Origin of the sequence: Dyadobacter sp. CY356, assembly GCF_021440195.1 — a bacterium.
Lineage (GTDB): Bacteria > Bacteroidota > Bacteroidia > Cytophagales > Spirosomataceae > Dyadobacter.
In genome coordinates this window covers 1-20,545 of sequence record NZ_JAJTSZ010000002.1, presented here as the reverse complement: position 1 = coordinate 20,545, position 20,545 = coordinate 1, and the positions used below count along the sequence as shown (strand labels likewise).

The 20,545-nt window shown below is 38.1% G+C and carries 8 protein-coding genes; 4 read left to right on the top strand and 4 right to left on the bottom strand.

Annotated features, from left to right (window positions below):
- Positions 1-592: 592 nt before the first annotated feature.
- The 4 genes from LXL81_RS06205 (at position 593) to LXL81_RS06190 (ending at position 12,157) form a co-directional block, all read left to right on the top strand.
- A complete protein-coding gene (locus LXL81_RS06205; protein ID WP_234645859.1) occupies positions 593-3,850 on the top strand; it encodes a DEAD/DEAH box helicase in 3,258 nt (1,085 codons plus the stop codon).
- A 194-nt stretch (positions 3,851-4,044) separates the two neighbouring features.
- Positions 4,045-9,915, top strand: a complete 5,871-nt coding sequence (locus LXL81_RS06200) for an NACHT domain-containing protein (RefSeq protein ID WP_234645858.1) — start codon at positions 4,045-4,047, stop codon at positions 9,913-9,915.
- Positions 9,916-10,022: 107 nt separating this feature from the next.
- Positions 10,023-11,180 (top strand): hypothetical protein, encoded by a 1,158-nt coding sequence (locus LXL81_RS06195; protein ID WP_234645857.1) that lies wholly within the window; start codon positions 10,023-10,025, stop codon positions 11,178-11,180.
- A 158-nt stretch (positions 11,181-11,338) separates the two neighbouring features.
- Entirely contained in the window at positions 11,339-12,157 is an 819-nt protein-coding gene (locus LXL81_RS06190; RefSeq protein WP_234645856.1) for a hypothetical protein, read from the top strand.
- A 334-nt stretch (positions 12,158-12,491) separates the two neighbouring features.
- Here LXL81_RS06190 and LXL81_RS06185 read toward each other — a convergent pair whose 3' ends face one another.
- From LXL81_RS06185 to LXL81_RS06170, 4 genes are all read right to left on the bottom strand, one after another.
- Positions 12,492-13,418, bottom strand: a complete 927-nt coding sequence (locus LXL81_RS06185) for a hypothetical protein (protein ID WP_234645855.1) — start codon at positions 13,416-13,418, stop codon at positions 12,492-12,494.
- Complete coding sequence (locus LXL81_RS06180; protein ID WP_234645854.1) at positions 13,418-15,406, bottom strand: ATP-binding cassette domain-containing protein; 1,989 nt, start codon at positions 15,404-15,406, stop codon at positions 13,418-13,420. The genes LXL81_RS06185 and LXL81_RS06180 overlap by 1 nt, the downstream gene beginning before the upstream one ends.
- Before the next feature lie 263 nt (positions 15,407-15,669).
- On the bottom strand, positions 15,670-16,899 hold the full coding sequence (locus tag LXL81_RS06175) for a TIR domain-containing protein (RefSeq protein ID WP_234645853.1): 1,230 nt from the start codon (positions 16,897-16,899) through the stop codon (positions 15,670-15,672).
- A 4-nt stretch (positions 16,900-16,903) separates the two neighbouring features.
- Positions 16,904-19,435 carry a sacsin N-terminal ATP-binding-like domain-containing protein gene (locus LXL81_RS06170; RefSeq protein ID WP_234645852.1) on the bottom strand — a complete coding sequence of 844 codons (2,532 nt, stop codon included), beginning with the start codon at positions 19,433-19,435 and terminating at the stop codon, positions 16,904-16,906.
- Positions 19,436-20,545: the final 1,110 nt, after the last annotated feature.

The following is a 20,545-nucleotide window of genomic DNA, read 5'->3' as shown; positions in this document are numbered from 1 at the left end:
ATCAACGCAATTCGGAAATTGAGGGCAGATCGTCTTCTTGGGAATTGACCAGGCTAAGTAAATGATTGATTATTTGAGCATATGGTGAGTACTATTCTGTTAATGGTCAATCTGCCACGGAATCATATGCTCAACGCGTCAGAGTTCTTCAACTATGCAACCTATTTGCACACCAACTTATTTTCCAAAGACTGTATCAGACGCTGAATATGATGATAAATTTCACATTTTTCACATAGTCACATTGCATTTTTATTGTCTTATCTCCAATTCAATTTAGGAGTCGGAAAATGAATCTTTGCAAGCAAACGGTATTCAAGCAAACTTAAAGCAATACTCAATAAATACATTATGACACACTAAGCCTTCGAAATTCATTTCACAGAAAGTGATCAAGACTCAGCACAGGCAATACAAGGCCCTGGGTGTTGGTTTAGTTAAATTTTTAATATTTAAAATATAATTTTAACCTTAAGTTTCCTTTCCAAATTTTAAACTACCAAATCGCGACTGTTTCTTTCAAATAGTTTATTTGTTCGAAATATAAAAATCATCAATAAAAATATAAATTTAACTCTATCCTATGTTAACAATGACTCCTCCGGTACCTCTGAAGTTTCCAAGAATAGAGAAGATTCTTTATGATTTAAACGGCAATCAAATAATTCACTACTATGACAGAGAATTTAGTATTGATGATGCAGAAATCGTTAGTACTGATCCATTCGTTATTCGCGCTAGTGATATAGATTATTTAGTGGTGGGCTCACGGGAACACAATATCGACCTAAACTATGAACATATATTAGTTGCAAAAAGGAAACCGACGAGAAGGGACTTTGTGGATGGTAATTTAAATCTAGCACACTGGTTAAAGCATCCCTCATTTCAAACAATTACTCCTGAGAACGTAGTCGAATCTTGGGCTGACAAATTCAAATTTGTTAGTGAGGATCGAGAGAGAGATACAATAGGCTTACGACCACCACAGCTCGGTGCGATATATTCCATCTTAGCCCATTTAAATAATTCTGACGATATTGGAATTGTGGTCATGCCTACTGGAACCGGGAAAACGGAAACGATGCTATGCACTTTAATCGCAAACAAGTGTAAAAAACTTCTGGTGACTGTTCCTTCAGATTCCTTACGTTCACAGATAACCGAAAAATTCCTAATGCTCGGACTTCTTAGAGAATTCCAGGTCATTAGTGAAAGCAGTTTTAATCCAATTGTTGGAACACTGAATTCTAGGATTCAACAAATTGATGAAATGCAAAATTTCATTTCTGCCACTAATGTTATCATCACGACGATGGATGTATTGACCGGCTTAAATTCAGATGTAAAAAATATACTGCGTGATAACGTAACTCACTTGTTCGTTGATGAGGCGCATCATTCAAAGGCAGAAACATGGGAGAATTTTATAAATGGATTTGATAAGAGAAAAGTTTTTCTTTTTACCGCTACCCCTTATCGTAATGATGGTAAGAAATTATCGGGAAAATTTATTTTCAATTTTTCCTTAAAGAAGGCACAGGAACAACAGTACTATAAGAAAATAAACTACATACCCATTCGAGAATACAATAAGCAACAAGCCGATGCACAAATTGCCGAAAAGGCGGTTCAACAGCTTCGCGAAGATCTGGCACGAGGACATAATCATATCATCCTTGCAAGATGTATAAACAAAGAGAGAGCCAACCAGGTTTTCGAATATTACAGGCAATACGTGGATCTAAATCCTGTGCTCATCTATACGAACATTCCGGGAATGACAAACCTTATCAAGGCAATAAAGAGAAAGGAGCATTCAATAGTAGTATGTGTGGATATGCTTGGCGAGGGCTTTGATTTGCCAGAATTAAAAATTGCAGCAATTCATGACGAGAGACAAAGCTTACCGATTACGCTACAATTTATCGGAAGATTTACTCGTACATCATTCGGTTCCTTGGGAGAAGCAAGCTTTATCACAAATGTTGCCTATCCTCCAATAAAAGAGGAACTTGACCAACTATATTCAAGGGACTCTGACTGGAATTTGTTATTGCCAATTTTAAGCGAAGGCGCTACTCAAAAAGAGATTGATTTTAAATTATTTCTGGAGGGGTTTGGCCACCTAGACGATTCGAAAATTCCTTTCCAAAACATCAACCCTGCGTTAAGCACAGTCATATTCAACAACGAAGGTGAAGAATGGAGCCCTAATAATTGGAGAGAAGGTATAAGTCATATCGGTACATATGAGCACCAATATAGTGATCACAACCCACAAGAAAATACACTTGTAATAGTTTTGGGAAAGGTGAACCGAGTCGAATGGGGTGATTTTGATACTGTTCAAAATTTGGAATGGGATATTGTGATACTCTTTTGGGACTACAGACCCAACATTAATCGTGTTTTTATTAACACATCCATCAAGGGTTTAGCAACCGAAAAACTTATGGAGGCAATATTCAAAAATGGATATTCCAAAATTACAGGCATGGATGTCTTTCGGATCTTTCACGAAGTTCATAGACTCTCCCTCTTTAACGTCGGGGCCAGAAAAGGGATTGGACAAGATATAAGTTTCCAATCATTTTTTGGCAAAGGTGTTCAGGATGGCATTAAGATGCTTGAACAGGGAACACTAATCAAGAATAATATTTTCGGGGTTGGTTTTAAGGAGGGTGAGAAAGTTTCACTAGGTTGTTCCGTAAAAGGGAAGATTTGGTCATATTTGCGTGGCAACCTGGATGAATTCACAGAATGGTGCAGAAAAATTGGTGATGTTGTAACAAACCCAGCAATTGATCCAAACACAGTATTACAGCATACGCTCGAAATTGAAACAATAAGCCAAAGGCCACTCGAGACCGTTATTTCGGTGGATTGGCATCCCGAAATGTATGCTTTTTCTGAAAACAGGTTTGAATTCTATTTAGATGGAGTTGCATCTTACCTGTGGGATATTGATCTTGAGGTAGTGGATACTCCTCCGCAATCTGCTTTAAAATTCGCCATATGCACAGATCATTGCAGAGTAGAGTTTGAAATGCAATTGGGCGAATTAGAGATAGACGGCAAGAATCAACCAACTTACAGCATAGAGAAAACAACGAATCTAAGTGCCGTAATACACCACGGCGCAAAAGAAGAAGATTTGCAAACCTTTTTTCAACGCTTTACTCCAATCTTCTGGTTTGCAAACGGAGCTCAACTTTTGCAGAACCAGTATATCAAGCCGCGAGAACAGGCTAGCAGGATTCCATTGGATAGTATTATCTCAAAGGTATGGAATGGCGTGTCTATCAATAAAGAGTCACAAGGAGTTCTTCCTTACATACAAGATTCCATTCAGTATCATCTTTTAAATCAGATTAATGATGACTTTGATTTGATTTATGATGATGATGGCAAAGGGGAAATTGCAGACATAATTGGGATCAATGATACACCACTAGCAATTGAGGTGCACTTATTCCATTTGAAATATGCAAGAGGAGGTGTTGTGAGTAATAATATTGAAAATTTCTTTCAGGTTTGTGGCCAAACACAAAAAGCAATTAACTGGAAATATAAACCAGGTAAGGAATTCTTCGAACACCTTTTTAGACGTTTAACAAAGTCTGAAAACGGTGTAACCTGTAGTCGACTAATTAAAGGTACCGAAGACCATCTTGAAATTTTACTAAACGCAGCAAAATGGACCAAAGCCATGAAATTTCATATGTATATAGTTCAACCCGGCCTTGCTAAGGCAAATGCCTCCGAAGCTATATTGATACTTTTGGGTAATACTTTTCATTATCTCCATACTGTTGGTAACATTGATCTGAAAGTATATTCAAGTTAACATTCTAATTACAGTGAATAGGAAATTTAGTCATCGAATTTATTGATGGAGGAAGATAACATCACATTGATAATGTAATTGAATCCGTACCCATCTGAACGTGGTTTACTTTTACAAGAGTATACAATTCGGGGCTCATTGTCATTGGCGGCGGACTTTTTTTATTAACTTGACTACAAATTAGGCTCCACCAAGTGACCAGAAATAACCCCAACAGCTCAATCAGGAGCGGATATGCCTATGAAGATTTGTACGTACTACAACTTTGTACGGAATGGCTAAGTGAACCGGAAAAATTTAAGGGGATCAGGATTCAGTATGTCCCTGATGGGACGAAAGGATTTGCTATTGACGATGTCGTGGCAGAATTTAAAGATGGAAGCCAATCTTTCTATCAGTTAAAGTATAAGCAGAATCCAACTGTCGATCTCTGGGACTTCAAACATCTTCTTGACAAAGGACTGCTGCGATGGATAGCGTCATATGGGATGCTTACAAACTCCGCTTCTTTTCAATGCAGCCTGATTACTAATGGTCAACCAGCGGATGAGATCCTTACCTGCAGCTCTGGAGAACGGATCTGCCTGAGCAAAATAGCAACGCACTTTCCAGATGTGGGGCAGTTGTTAAGCGAAAAGTTTAGCACTATTTTACTGGAAGATTTTTTTGCGAACTTTAATTTTATTTTCGGCCAACCCGACAAGCACGAGCTTGAAGAAAAGCTGAGAGCTAAACTCTATGAAGATCTTAAAGTTACAAAGGCCGGAGTAGACAGCCTTCTACTATTCATCGCAAAAGAAGGCTCTGAAAAACATCCAAGGGAAATAACGCTCAGTGAGATAAGGAATCATTTGTCTTGGGACACCCCTAGGTCGTTGAACCAGAACTTCTTCGTTCCCGCCGATTTTGAATTTTTCAACCAACGGACCCATCACCAGATATTAGATGACTTAAAGGATCCAAAAGGTGGTACAAAGGTTTTTATAGGCAAACCAGGAGCAGGAAAAAGCACTTATCTTTCAAAGCTTTACGAAACCTTAAAACATGAGCATATCTCGGTTTTCCGCCATCACTATCATTTAAATCCCAATGACCAATCCCAATTTGAGCGACTAAGTACAGACCGGGTCAAGGAAGCTCTCCGCGCTGCATTCAAAAAAGAGAAGTCAACGGTCCTAAAGGAACTAAGCCGGGAAAATACCGAGCATACTCCATTAAGGGAATTTATTTCCAAAATAGCCTCCTACTATTCCAAACTTGGAAAGAGCTTCGTGCTCATAGTGGATGGCCTCGACCATGTGATAAGGGAAGGGAACAGTGAAGATCAGCTAAGGGAATTCATAGCTGAAGTTTTTCATCCTCAAAAGGGCTTTTGGCTTTTGCTCGGCACGCAGGAAATGGCCGTAAAATGTCTTCCAGCCGGTGTCTTTAAATCCTGCCCAGAAGATACGTGGATAGAGATCAAAGGGCTTAGTAGAACGAATGTTGCCAAAATCGTTAGGACAGCCATTAAATCTCCTGAACGCAGGAAAGACAAAGATGGGCAGAGAGTACTTGCAAATAGGATTTTTGAGATAACCAAGGGCAACCCGCTACATCTCAGATATGTGATTGGAGAAATAAGTAATTCGGGAGAATATATCTCAACCTATGATCTTGAACGTATTCCACCTTATAAAGGTGATATAAAAATTTACTATCAGGATATCTGGAGAAATCTGTCCGATCTGGCTAAGACTTTCTGCTTTTCAATAACTGCTCTGGATTTCAAGCTCCATAAAGAACAACTTATCGATCTTGCCGGCTACCTTACGCCATATCCCTCGCAGATTACAAGCTGTTTCAAAGAGATAGCACACTTGATCGTTACCGAACTTTCCGGCATTTCGGTTTACCACAACAGCTTTATGATATTCATGTCCGAGCAGCCAGAACTCAGCCAGCAGCAGCTGATTCTTTATAAAAGCATAAGGAACTGGCTTAACACTTGTAATGATGAGAGTCTTAAATGGTCTGAGCTTTCAAAGATTGAATATTATCTAGGGAATTCCGACCCTATATTGAGCATAGATAAGGAGTGGATTATACAAAGCTATCTGCAATGCAGGGAAGAAAACCAGATCCAGAACCTAATTGACCTGGCAACACGCGCCGCATTTGAAGCGAAAAATTTTAAAAAATCCATATTCTATGGCGAGGTCAGCCTAAGATTTGAACGCAGATCGCACAATTTATGGGATGATAACCTTCAGAAAATTTGGGTAACATCATTTAAAAACAACCCTGATATTTTTATTACATATCCAGATTTTTCGGTACTCACTTACTATCAAATTAAAGAACTTTTAATTGCGCTCAAAGAAAGGGGGATGATTAACGAAATTCCTGAAGAAGCGGTAGATCGAATAAATATACTTTTTCAAGATAGTAACAACGACACCGGAAGCATAGTAAAAGCATGGCTGGAAGTACTTCTTCATTTTGAGGATTCCAGTGATCAAAAAATCACAAATTTCATCAAGCAATTTAGGAAGGCGGATGGATCCGATATATATGTTGCACATTATGTTACTAAGATACTTGAGAACCAGGAACGTTTTGGACAAAGGTTATCAGCTCTTTTCAAGTCCAAATTAACCGATCTTGAAAAAAAGGCCATCAGTGAGATTCTAATCGAGCATGACCTCAGAATGGGCACCTTTCAATGGAAAAATAAGCTAAAAACTTTCCCCGTTGAAGAAGACTACAACTATAAGATATATATTTATTTGAGCGAAAAGCTCCTGCCCGATGGCGCTAAGCTGGCCGAACGCAGGGAGTTCACCGAGAAATATGACTACGCATCTGGTAATAAGCGGGGCCAAACGCTATGTTTCGACCATTTTTTTACTTCGTTATTGCTATCCTTGAAACAACAGCTACAACCCATTGATAACTGGCTACGAATCAAGAAAAACGACAAACAGACTCAACTGCTCAAGGCGCTACTCCATATAGGTAAAAAAATAGGAACGGATTTTTATCAGAAAGTACCAATCACCGTAAGCGATGTTCTCGCATCACTCGAAAATATCGATACATTGGACTTTTACAAAGACCATTCTCTCTATGAACTACGCCGTTCGGTAATGCCATGGATAATCGATCAGGTAATTTGGCTTGCCTATGTCTTTAACAAACACAATGGTTTCAACGAGGAGCTGTCCATAAAGGAAATCAAAACGTTATCCACCCACCCATGGTACTACCAGGGCAACCTGTTCGAACTTTTGCACGCCAAAAAAGCAAAGCTATCTGCAGAAGCATTTTCTTATTTTGCCCAGCAGGAACTTGCCAAGATGGAGGATGAACTGATTGATTTCAAGGATAAGACAGAGCGGATGGTAAACCTTGCTATCTTGGCAGCTGACCTCAAAAACTTCGGGACGCTGGACCTTCTACTTTACCGGGCAGCGGAAAATATTATAGCATATGGCAATCATAAAGATATGCTGCTATATGATATACTGCTGGGTATGAAGCGGCTTATAAATGTAGAACCAGAGAAAGGCAGGGGACTATTGCGTCAGATTTCTCCATACGTCTATAATATCGATAAACTGACCGATGGTGATGAAACTGGCAGCTTCATATATGACTATTCCTCCCAGCTTGCCTTAGCAGATGTACACTCTTTATACAACTTCTACTTTTTAGCTACTTCAAACCGGGATTATTATCTTTCTGAAAGTCTATTTGCCGATATCCTCAGCACACTCGACTTTACAGACCCCATCTCCAGGTCGGTGGCTGCTACGGCTGTTGGCGATAGCCCTTACGGCGCACTTAAAGATATTGCGGCTAAGGATATGAGAGCATTGGAAGTACTCACCGATATACAAAGCTGTCTTGGGGATATCGGATATGAACACCGGCCAGATCAAAAGGACAACAATGGCATTAAAGGAAATCCAAAGCCTAATGAAAGCTATGAGCAGGTGAAAGCCGGAGATCTGGAGGAGCATTTAAGAATAATAGGCACTGCTTCAAAATTCCAGAAATACGAAAAATCAAATTTTTTACTGAACTGGTCAAAATATTGGCTTGTCAGGCCGGAAGCAGACGTAAAAGAGATTATAGCAGTCCTAAAACATATTATACAAGAAAGTTTTGCACAGACCGAGCATGAGCTATTGGATTTTATTTACCCATTCGCAAAAACTGCAGATCGTGATTTCGCATTCCATTGTATTTGCTGGGCACATTCCAATAGTGGCTCCTGGGCCAGTGACTACTTTGCATCTCCTGAACAGGCTCATGAGAGGTGGAAAAAAGTGATAAAAGATTTCCCATTAAGGAAAGATGAATTTTTTGTTATGAGCGTCAACAACTCAGGAATGAAGTACAGTGTGACAAAAAAGAAAAACTATACTTTTACCCCACCAAAGGCCGTACAGTTCTTTATAGATTCCGGCGAGATAAATAAAGCAGAAGCGATTATGCAGCATTACATCGATGCCTTGCCTTCCCTTTTTCCAAATGTTAAGCTACCAGAACCGGAATTCTATACAACGGATATTCAGATTGACCCATTCGATCTACTGATAAAGCGTATGGAATGGTTAAGTCCACTTGTAAAGGAACGAGCAGCCAAACAATTGATCTCTATATTGTCCAATGATATAGATGGCAAGTATCATGTGAGATATTTTGCGTGGCTGAACGGACTGTTTCTAGAATCGAGAGCATGTGAAGGTCTGATTATCCTTTTGTTGTCCACACAACAAAATGGTAGTTCCTCCAGAAAATATGTAACCGAAGCTAATCTTGGAAGTCTATTATCGCTAAGATGCATGGCGACAGACCTTATTTGCAGTTCCATAGGTTATGAACTTGATATATCCTTTAAATTCACCCAAACTGCCTATGCAGAGATGTACTTCGGAAGTGTTTCCAGAACAAAGGATGAATTTGATGAACTTGTTGGAAGGAATTTACCTCTGGTCTACTCACTTCATCTGGAAGAACTTCAGGAGAACTGTCCATTTGAGCTTTGGTCATGCTGGAACATGCTTTTTGATGAGTATTGCGATGAGTATGAGCTGAAATATAACCGGGATGATGAAACTTATAACAATGATTTCAACAGATGGATGATCGGTAGGTCGACAATTTTCGCAGAGATCCTTCGCTCTACTTTTTTCAGGCTTCTGGACTATCTCTATTCGGAAAAACTGATTGGGATGCAGGAAGCCTTTGACTACAACGTTTACAATTTCCCAATTGAACCATCACTATGGTCTGTGTGCCTTTCCAAAAAGCCAGCCTGGTGGCCCGAAGCAAAGAATACACAAAAGCTTAGGTATAATCATGAACCTCCACAGCTTGAAGTCGATCTGGAAAAGCTACTCTTTAAGGATGGGAGAGAGCAATTGTTGTCCCTGTACGGGAACATACCCCACACGGATAATTTTTATCATAGTGACTATTTCTACGGTCTTGCAATCCTTCCATTTGCCTCTTCACAGAGGCTCAGCCACGGTCAAAATGCACGGGAAATTTTCCGCGAGCTTGAAATAAATTCGGGAATATGGTATCCGGGAGTTAGGGACATGAGGAATTTTGGCACGTATACCAATGAACTAAGGTTCATCCCTCCAGAAACCGCCAGTAGATTCGGGACTATTCCATTATTGGCCGCTGTAAAAGGACTGAATGTAAACATGCTACAATATTATCGCTCTTTTTTTCCGACTATGATGCTTAGCCAGTTTATAAAAGGAACGCTTGATCTCAAAATTGATGATGGTCACTTGCGATACTTCGACAAAGAGAAAATCGTCGGAAACTATATGGATTTCCTCGATGGTCTCCGCGACAGCTCGGATACTCCCGACGTATTACCTTACGGCTCCTTTTTTACACTTGACAAAGGCTATCTTTCAAAATTTTTATCTGATCGAAAACTGAACCTTTCATTTGCCGTAAAAAAGACACTGTACCCTAAGGATAGGTCAAGCAGGAGATCAGAACTCAATGAAAAAAACGAATATCTTATTGTCAATTTTAACGGCAACTTTCAATAGACTAAGTCACCAACATTTTGACTTATCAGATTAGGAATGTTAACTTTAAAACTAGTATCTGGCCAGATGCTAATTTGTAAAATACAGCAAAGACACATACACCTAGAATGACAGCCTCGGAGAGATTACTGACCATCATAAACAACTCTGTCTTTTTCAAGGAGTTCACCTATTCCGAGAACCAGATATTTCAGGAAGATGGCAATACCAAAGAACTAGCCGACAATATAGTCTGGCTGGACGACCTGCTATTGGTCTACCAGGTGAAAGGTCGTGAATCTCAACATATCAAGGACACCCAAAGCGAGGAAAAATGGTTCGAGAGGACCATTGTAGGCAAAGCAAAAAGGCAGATAAAGGATACAATAAATTTCTTTCAGACTTGGCAGAAGCTTTTGGTAACTAATGAGCGTGGTCAGACGGTAGACATTGCCAAAGCGGCAGGACAAAAGCTGATTAAACTGGTGATTTTTGAACCTGGCAGCGAATTGCTTGAGCACAAAAAGAACATCAAATTTCTGGAGAGCTCTACAGCTGGGCTGATTCATTTATTTCACATCCAGGACTATCAGATGGTTTGCAGGTATCTTGTCACCCCGAGCGAACCCGCTGAATATCTGCAGTTTAGGAAGGAAATATATTTGAGGCACAAGGATCATCCAATTATAAGAAAAGAGGAGTACCTTTTGGGACACTTCTTTACTACCCAGGATATTACAGCTATCAATCAGGATTTTTTAAATAATTTCGGCAAAATAGATACTGATTCCGGCCACTTTGAAGTGGGCAGCATATTGCACAATTTTTTCAACAAGGTAGCCCTATATGAAAATGGCAGGGAAACTGACTATCATTTTATACTAAAAGAAATTGCCAAGCTTAACCGGAATGAGCTGGTGGCTTTCAACAGCCGCTATAGGGAAACTATCCAAAATGTGCAGGCGGACAAATTCGCCCTTCCACTTCGCTTTGTCGTTCCTAGAACCGGATGTGGATTTGTTTTCGTTACCATGCAACGGCACAACAAAGAACATTGGTACAATGCCTTGTTGAATTTCGTTGATACCTACCACTATAAACATGAATTGGATAAATGTATCGGCGTTGTCATGGCAAAAGACGGAAATTGGTTCAACATAAACTGGGCATTTACAGCAGTCAAGTGGGAATTCAATGAAGAACTGGAACAGGCACTTGTCGATGAGGCTGAATTTTATGACGACAGCGAACTGCGATTACTACCACGTTATAAATTGAGTAACTGATGTCCGGATATCAACTTCCTCCTACTGACAATGCCAAGCAGTTTGAGCAATTGGTGTGCGAACTGCTAAATGAGCATTACCATACGATATCCTTTAAGTGTTTTGGAAAAAACGGCCATAGGCAAAAAGGAATAGATATATTTTCAACTGATAAGCAGATGATAGTTCAGTGCAAACATAAGGATCTGAGGAGAAATATGGTACTGATCAAAAAAGACCTGCTCTCTGACATAGATGAAACATTATCGGTATTGAAAGACAGATCTACTCCTATTACCTATAACCAATTGATAATTGCAACAACAGCAAGTGAGCACCCTGACTATGACGAATATATAGCTGCTTTGAAGGATAGTCACGGGCTTTCTTATGATATCATCTTTTGGGGCTGGGAAACCATCCAGCAACGATTGAGCCATTTGCCTGGCACACTTTCCAAATATTATCCACAATTTAAGATTGGGCAACATCAGGAAAGCCATCTTTTGTCAAAAATTACGATGAAGAAAAGACTAGAACGAGACTTTGCTGACTGGCTGAATTATGCTCCAGAGAACCGTCGTTTCCGTTCGAGGATGATCATACATTCTTCTGCTGACACGCATTACCCGGAACATCCGAACCCAAAAGGACCTTGGTTCTGGTTTAGAGCAGAGATTGCACGCCTAAATACAAAAGGTCTTGGATTTATCAATGAACTGGCAGATATATATGTAAATGCCCGTGGTGAATGGACAAGTAACCGTCCGGACGATCTTTCTGGATTTAAGGCAGTTAGGGTCGCAAAAATCTCGGTGGTAGCTTTTGAAGATATTTTGGACTATGACCTCAATGGCGATGAGTTTTATAACTGTCCACATTTCTATCTACGGTTTAACGAACATCACACACCTTTCTCAGACTTCTATTACCAAAAGCTGGACGAAGATGTCACCAGCGTCCCTTTATACTATGATTCCACCTCCAGATTGGAGTGAAATCATGAAGGTTATAGCTAACGTTGTTCCATTGAAAAAAAAGACAGAACTGTGTATGTATTTAGAGGATCAATGTAAATCTGACCGGTTGAGAACACAGAAAAAAAGTAAAGTAAAAACCCATACTGGGTGGTTTTGCTCAGCAGCGTGGAGATGCGCTAGTAAGAACTGTTCGCAATGCCATTACACAGTCCGGCCTTACAATTGATCGATATGTATATATAGGAGTACGTACTTTCGAAGCGAAAGGATTGCTTTGGGTCGGCAAAGGAAGTATACGGCTCTGCTTGTTACACTAGCTCCATATGTGCAAAATTAATCAAGCGTGATTTTGTTAGATAACTCCCAATTCCTTGAGGATATCACTTTTGAATTTGCTGAATGGTCTGTTTATAAAGTTGTTTACGTCGTATTCCGTACCAAATACGATTCGGTAAAGTTCTTCTTTGGACACAATTACGTCACGCAATAAATTGGCACTTAAAATTGACAGATACCTGTCTGAAAAATATTGTCTCGTCTTAATTAATTCCAGTAGTTCTCCTGTATGGCAATTGTATACATCCTCGATTGCAAAAACTTCAACTGTATTTCTAGATTTCGAAGGATCCGGGGTGACAACTTGTACCTGTAGGCCAGTCGTTGTATCCTTAGAATATTTGTACGTAAACTTAATATCATTAATCCCATTGTCCAGGTATGGATGAAGGAAGTCAGCGAGAGTCATTTTTTTTGTCCCTTTAATGCTGGAATTACATGTGGAGCAACTTGGTATCAGATTGTAAAATGAAACTGCTAGCAGGGGATATGTATCCTTGTCAAAATAATGATCAAATTGTGGTCTCGTAATTTTGTAACCATTATTGCGAATCACAGTATTGGTGTAATTTCTATTGCAGTAAGTACAAGTAGAAATGTCGAGTAATTCAGCTAACTTATATGCGTCATACCTTGTTTTCGCCTTTGAAATAAAAGTGTCATATGAAAAAACGTATTGGACTCCTTTTCTAATATCAGGAGAATCATCTATTAAAAGATCGATTTGATTATTTAATTCGATGAGTCTCCCCGGCTTTTCAACTAGTATTTCGTCGATGTGATCATTGATTATTAGGTCGAAAAAGCGTATAATTTTTGCCGTATCTACCTTCTCTATTTTTTTTATTTTATCGATTCTTTTAAATACAAAATCTGACATTCCATCATGAAACGACCTTCTCGCTTTAATTATTTTTGGTGTATTGGGATTTAAGTAGAGCATTACGAATTGAGTTTTTTTCTTAGTTCTTCTAGCCTATTTATTTGTTCGTCGATTACGTTCAGTTGAAAGTTAACTTGCATTTTATCATCAAACATTTCGGCAAGTTTTCTTTGTACAATTGGCTCATCTATAAGCCTGATTACACTTTTATGGTATTCTCCATTTTTCATGTTTTTTTTATCGTTCAACCAAGCAATCGTTTCCTGAATTTTCTCAAAAGCAAAATCACCTATGAGTGAGTTTTCAATGAAAAATGAATCAGCTATCAAGTTTGAAATATTGGCGCCAAAGGTTTTTAGAGGCCGTTTCGCATCATTGAAATCAAGTATTTTTGAGGCAGAGTCATAGTCAGGTCGCTCGATATAAATTACATTGGGATTGGGTAAATCAGATAATGTTATGGGATCATGAGTTGTAAGGATTATTTCTAGTGAGGGTTTGTTTTCTAGCTCGTTAAAAAAATATGGGATTGTCTTTAATATGGCTTTTATGTACTTTTTCTTCCATGAAAGATGAAAAGTAAGGTCTCCTTCATCCAGCAGCAAAATATAGTGATCTTTCAATTTTCTAAATTTCAGTTCCTTCAAATTTGAATGTAGGAAATCATAGATCCTTGAAAAGAAATTTAATAATGAATTTTCTCCAGAACTCATTCTTCTGGAAAAAGGCATGTAATTTATGAACTCCTCAATTCTTCGGTTGTCTTCAATCACTAACTCTTCCCGATTTGAATAGAATTTAATATGGTAGCTATTCAGTTCATTCAAAAATATCCGTTGCAAGCTTAAGATTTCAATAGCATCATTTGTAGTCGTTTTTAGAGATTCGTTGGTTACTGAATGTTCATCATCTGCGTTTTCAATTGCTCTGTATATTCCATTCAATAGAGCTTCCAAGACACTTTGGCTGAAAACATTTGTGATTCGATCGGAACTCATTTTTACCCCGCTATGCCTTGCAAACAATAGGAAAGCCGAGTATGCGTCCGCTTTTTCCACTTCTTCTTCTAATTCATCATATGGGAAGTGACCTTTCTGCAAAAACGAGTTTTCCCTTTCCATCTGATGATAAAGCAGACTCACAATACATCTGATTACTTTCCTTTTTAAAATATACTGATTTATTTCAAGCTGGTTAGTTACACTATCCTCATGAAATTCCCTGATTAAGTACCATTCGTCAATTTCGTTTTTCACCTTATCATTTATAAGTTTCAATATGTGACGGAGTTGGTAAGGTGTGTTCCATTCCGTTTCATTTTCTTTGTAGCCTCGGAAATGTAATATTGGATCGTAATGTCCTTGCAAATGAAATATATTACTAAATATTTCTTGTTTTTTTACCAAGTCAGAACTTAAAAACTGTATCTGTCGCAATGAATTCTTAAAGAGTAATTCTTGTGACACAGAATATGGGAAACCACCTTCGTTTGTATCTTTATTATTTAAATCTTCTAGATCTTTTTCTACTAATCTGTCAAATGAAATATCATGATTGTCAACATCATCAAAATTTGGATTGAATTTATAGTCGTAGTGTGGTGAGTAATAAATGGTCTGCGGTGTTTTAGGGAGTTCTCCTTTTAATTCCGTTTTAGGTGATTTCTTGCTATTTGTGTTGAGATAAACTTTGCCAAAATCATTTCGTAGTACGAGTGGGTTGGCATGGTCATCAACCTCCATTAGAAATATTGATTTAGACTGTGGCAATGCGTATTCGTGCTGAATAAACTCACTTCTGATTATATCAAGTAATGTTGACTTGCCAGCGCCATTTTGGCCGACAATGGCGGTTATATTTGTAACCTTTGTTTCAAGATTTGTTAAGTTGAAAAAGTTTGGTATAAAGTTTTTATTTTCCTCTCGGCTAACGGTAATATCATTGGCATCTTTTAAGAATTTGTAAAAATATCTACCTGCGAAGTTTATTGTTTGAGGTTCGTTAAATAAGTATTCATGTTCTTCAATGTAGATAGCAGCTAATCTCATAACTTTATGAAATGATTATTTTAGTTATATTTTAAGTCCGTCACGGGACAATGTTTTTTGGAGTAACCCTTGAATTTACAATGTACGGTTTTTAGACAATCAGACAAATGCCCGGCGTTGTCACATTGTAATGTGTTCGGGATATCGAGCTATTTTTCGTTGTTTCCCTAAACTGGTAAACTGTATGCTAAGTGGATATCATTAAAAAAGCCGGCGATTGCCGAAAGATCTCACGTTCCTAAGTTACTCATTGTGTGTAACATCTATCGACGCTGAATATAGGTGATGATGTTTAAGTACGAATTTTTTTCTTGCTCTTCGATGGTATTGGTTATCATATCAGAAATATCCGACAAAAAATCGCCAATATCTTGATGTATACGCTTAGCTATTTTTAGCTTTTTAAACTCTTCAATGGCACTTGTAGGGTCAATTCCAGTGAGCATTCCTTCTCTTTCTTCAATTTGCGATCTCCAAAATTCCACGTATCTAATTCTATCAGCCGGTTTGAAAATTTTTACATCCTTGTGTCGAATCGGGAGAATTTTTTTACTACTATCTCTATCGTTCAAGACATGTAAAACCTCTGTCATGCAGTTCTCTGATTTCAAATATTCATCGCTAATTATCAATATGGCAAAGTCAGAAGCCCGAATTGATTCCATGAAAGTTGATATTCTATCCTTATATCCTAAATTGTGATCGTCCATTGAAGGGGAATATCCATTAGTATCCAAGAACTCGTAAAGCCTGTTTGCTGTGACTTTATGATTCCAATTATAAGATATAAAAATATTTTTTCTAATACTGTGGGGGGAGCGCTTTATTACTAAATTGCTAAATCCTCCATTATTGATAAATTGCTTTGTATCAATCGATATACCAATGTATCTAGCTCCATAGGACTTAACATAATCGCTGTTCCTAAGTTCCGTTATTAATTGTTCGGCCTCCGAAACTGAAACTTGGTTGTTCAATATTATTTCTCTAACGGTATGTTTATTAACGTTAATGAGTCCGGGATTATCGATGAGATATTTCAATATCTCATCGAGGTGAACTTCATTGGCAATAGGTAATTTGCAGGTATTTTGGTCAATTTCTTTCACGGGATTGAGTTCGTATATTCTTTTAGACTTGATCCCGTACTGCCTTTTGTTATAAGATATAACTTGATTAGACTTTAGCACTTTTATTGCAAATAATTGTTTCCCTTGATGCAGAATAACGCCTTGTTCAAATAAGGGAGGAGGAGATAGTTTCGATATGGCGTTATATAGCACGACATTCACTTGAAAATCGGCACTAAGCCCGGTAACTGAAATCTTGTTATTTTTACTCAGCACGCCCAATAAAAGAATTCCGCCATCCGTATTTGAGAATGCACAAATTATACGACCAATTTCACTGCTTGATGGCAATAAAGGTTCATATTTAAGGCGACTACTCTCTGGTAGGCCAATTTGCTTTTTAATATCGTCTTCAAAAGGCATGTTATTAAATCGGGAATTTCTTTATGTTGTTTTTCTTTAAAATGTGACCAAGGCTGACCTGCCATACCTCTGTTCCGTCATCGACCCATAATTCGGCGTCTGCATAATCCAATGTATCTTTTTCTGCACCATAATAAACAATTACTTCTTTAGAATACGCTGGGCGAAAAACAATTTTTACAGGTCGCTCATGTTTAGAAATGCCTGCTAAAATCGTGGGGGCAGTATTAACGTCTAGTTCGTCGAGGTTATAGTCATCTACTAATTTTCTTAAATGCTGAATAACCCTCTTCCTGGCTCTATCGATATGTGAGTGAGAAAGTACGAACATGTCTTTTGTTGGGACGGAACGATGGTCAAACAGGGATTGCAAATCAGTATCGCGCATCGCATCATCCCATTCCTCTATATTCGTGATACCCATAGCAATCAATATTTCCTCTGTAACTGGTAAAAGACTTGGCTTATCACTTGATAAGGTTTCAAATTTTTTCCGGAGCTCGTCAGCAGAGGAAACCTCAAAAATGGATAAAAGATCTTTTAATTCCTCGGCTCTGTTGATATTGTCCATTATTTCCTCGTCGTCATAAAGCAAATGCTTTTTCGAATATATGCCTGGAAAATGGGCCTTAGCAGAAGAAGGGTTATCGCTAAAATATCGTATCAGCAAATTTAAGGCTGGACGGAAATTTTGGGCTACTTCTCTATCATTAGTTTTTTCTAACACCTCGGCATTTATCGTCTTTACTGCATCTGAAAGGCTATAATAATCATGGTCCTCGAAGTGTATAGTAATTTCGTCATTGACCAGTTTACTGCGTATATCGGTACCAAATAATTTCAATATATCTTTAAATAATTCAGGTATTTTATCTATTTGTTTAGACAATTGGCTTTTCTTCACGAAGTTTCCGTTTTGATCGGGAACTATAGCTTTCGCCTCCATGATGGCTACAAACTCTTTCTCGTCCTTTGATAGAAGGTCATAAAATAAATTTAACCATTCAATGGGATCAGTATTTTTTAGTGGTCCTACAAAGTTTGACAAAGTCTTATAATGCTCTACGAATTCAGAGAACTTAAGCAGAGTTAATTTCCCACATTCCGACCAGATAGTGTGTGTCCAATATTCTACGTGTTCTTTTTGCGGAAGAGCATACGGGAACCACAAATTTGCAAGGTCCCAAGTGATTTCCCGGATTTCTTTTGTTCCCCCGGAAGGAAACCAAATGCATTCCTTGTCTTGGTCATTTAAAACTGAACACAATTTGCCATTGGCATTTCTTACAATTTTAGAACGCGCCAGTTTTTTTCTTAACGGCTTCTGGATCATACGCTCATACCATTCCACAGACGTATTACTCTTTACCGGCTCTCGTAAATAACCCAGTTTGGCTAGCAAATGCAGATTTTTCCAGTCATTTTCTATTGCGTGATCCAATAAATCAAAATATAGCTTCACTGCATCTTCTAAAATTTGTTTATTCTCATCTGTCAATCGGTTAGCTCTTGTTGAATCAGTTAAGAATATTCCGTCTCTGGGATCTGTTAGGTTGAAGTTCGGGTTGTTAATAATTGCAGGGAAAGGGAAGCTTTCGGTACCGATCAAAGGGAAGTCACAGAATATCCTCGGTACATTTGGAACAATAGGATTGATGGTTGTAGAATCCTTTTTTCTTTCTATGGGAATCGCGATGCTGGTCAGTCCCGAAGACAATATGGCGAAATTTAGATTTTGAGGAACTTGCCCGGAATTGGCAATTTTTACGGCTACTACCTTTAAATGAAGACTTTTATCAATTATGTCTTCATTTAATACCTGATAGCTAATTGATCTATTTTCTAATATAACGCTGTTGATTTCGTTTACGAAACATAAGGCATAAGGCAAATTGACATGCAGATCGGCTATTCCTTGGTTTTTAACCTGTCGGCTCAAATTATCTTCTAACAAATAAACAAACTTTGTATTAAATTCTGCCTCTTTATAATCTAGATATGGTTTAAGTCCATCAATATCCACAATTTGGCTTTTTGACTTTTCGACGGCAGCGATAATCTCGTGAAGTTCAAATCCTGACCTGTCTAATGTAAAACTAAATTTCCGATAGTCTAGCCCTTCTTCCTTGGCCACTCCCACCACCTTAACTTTCTCCGAAAGCATATGTGTTGTAAGAAAGCCAGTACCAAATTTCCCAGTTTCCTTTCTTCTTCCATCTTCTTTCTTTTCTCTGTCCTTCGACGATATCTGCTCAATTAAAAACCTAATGTTATCAGCAGTAAATGGCAATCCATCATGTTGAAATGCTAGGTAGTCTTTCCCATCTTTCTCAATCTCTGATATTTTGATTTTGACACCCTCGCCTCGATGTACGTCTTTTGCATTTTGCAAGAGCTCCCATACCCATCTTCTTGGTGTATTAGGAGATGTATCGACACTGGCGCGCAACGCCGTCATTTCACGAAGAACCTTAGTCGCTATATTTTGGTAATGTGCTTTATGTTCGGAGGCGCTGAACTTGTCACGGTAAGTCATTAATCAGTTCGGTTTGGTAAGCAAATAAAGAAGTTACAGCAGTTAAAAAAAGAACATTTGATTTAGACGTCATAATTTTGACGTATTGAATTGTAAATACGCATACTTTACTAAATGAGTTGATAATTTGAATCATCTACAAAATTATAAAGGGCCTTTGGACGGTTACATCATTTGAACAAATCAAATTTGAAAAGTATGCGCTTCAAAGCTGTGGTAAGATAACAACAGTTGACTATATTTTTCATTCTCCTTGTTAATGTGAAATTACCTGAAAAGATGAATGTAAGGATTGGGGACTACATTTCCTCAATCTGATCCAATTGATGTGATCAATTTCGTATTTGTTCAGATTGTATAAAATGATAAGATCTTCTTCGATAACCGGTTAATGCACCTCAAATTCCTTTTAGGGTTATCTTGCATATTACGAAAACCTTCTAATATATTTTAGTTGCCCTCCTATTTAGTCAACATCTAGAAATATTCAAAAAGCCTTGAAATCGCTCAAACGACGACTATAAGCATGTTAAGCGACTGTTTTGTAGCGTAATATATATACAATTTCCTTTTGCAATAAAAATATTTTCATTTCAAGTGACCTCCCATACATTAGAGTGACAGGGATCTGAACACTCGAAGCCTTGAACGTTAGCTGATTAAACTACCCAAAAGCAATAAATCATCATAAAAATGGTTCGAGATTTGTACCAGCGGGGTCACCAGAAGTCAAATCTTAATTGGTTTGGCTTTTTTTATTTTAGAATAATAAAGCAATATACTTTTAATGTATGGATCCTGGCCGGGTTCGCGATCGAATTCGAATACCAGCGGGATCACCAGAAAGTCAAATCTTAATTGGTTTGGCTTTTTTTGTTTTAAAATAATATCAAAGCGATACACTTTTAATGTATGGATACTGGCCGGGTTCGCGATCGAATTCGAATACCAGCGGGATCACCAGAAAGTCAAATCTTAATTGGTTTGGCTTTTTTTGTTTTAAAATAATATCAAAGCGATACACTTTTAATGTATGGATCCTGGCCGGGTTCGCGATCGAATTCGAATCCCAGCGGGATCACCAGAAAGTCAAATCTTAATTGGTTTGGC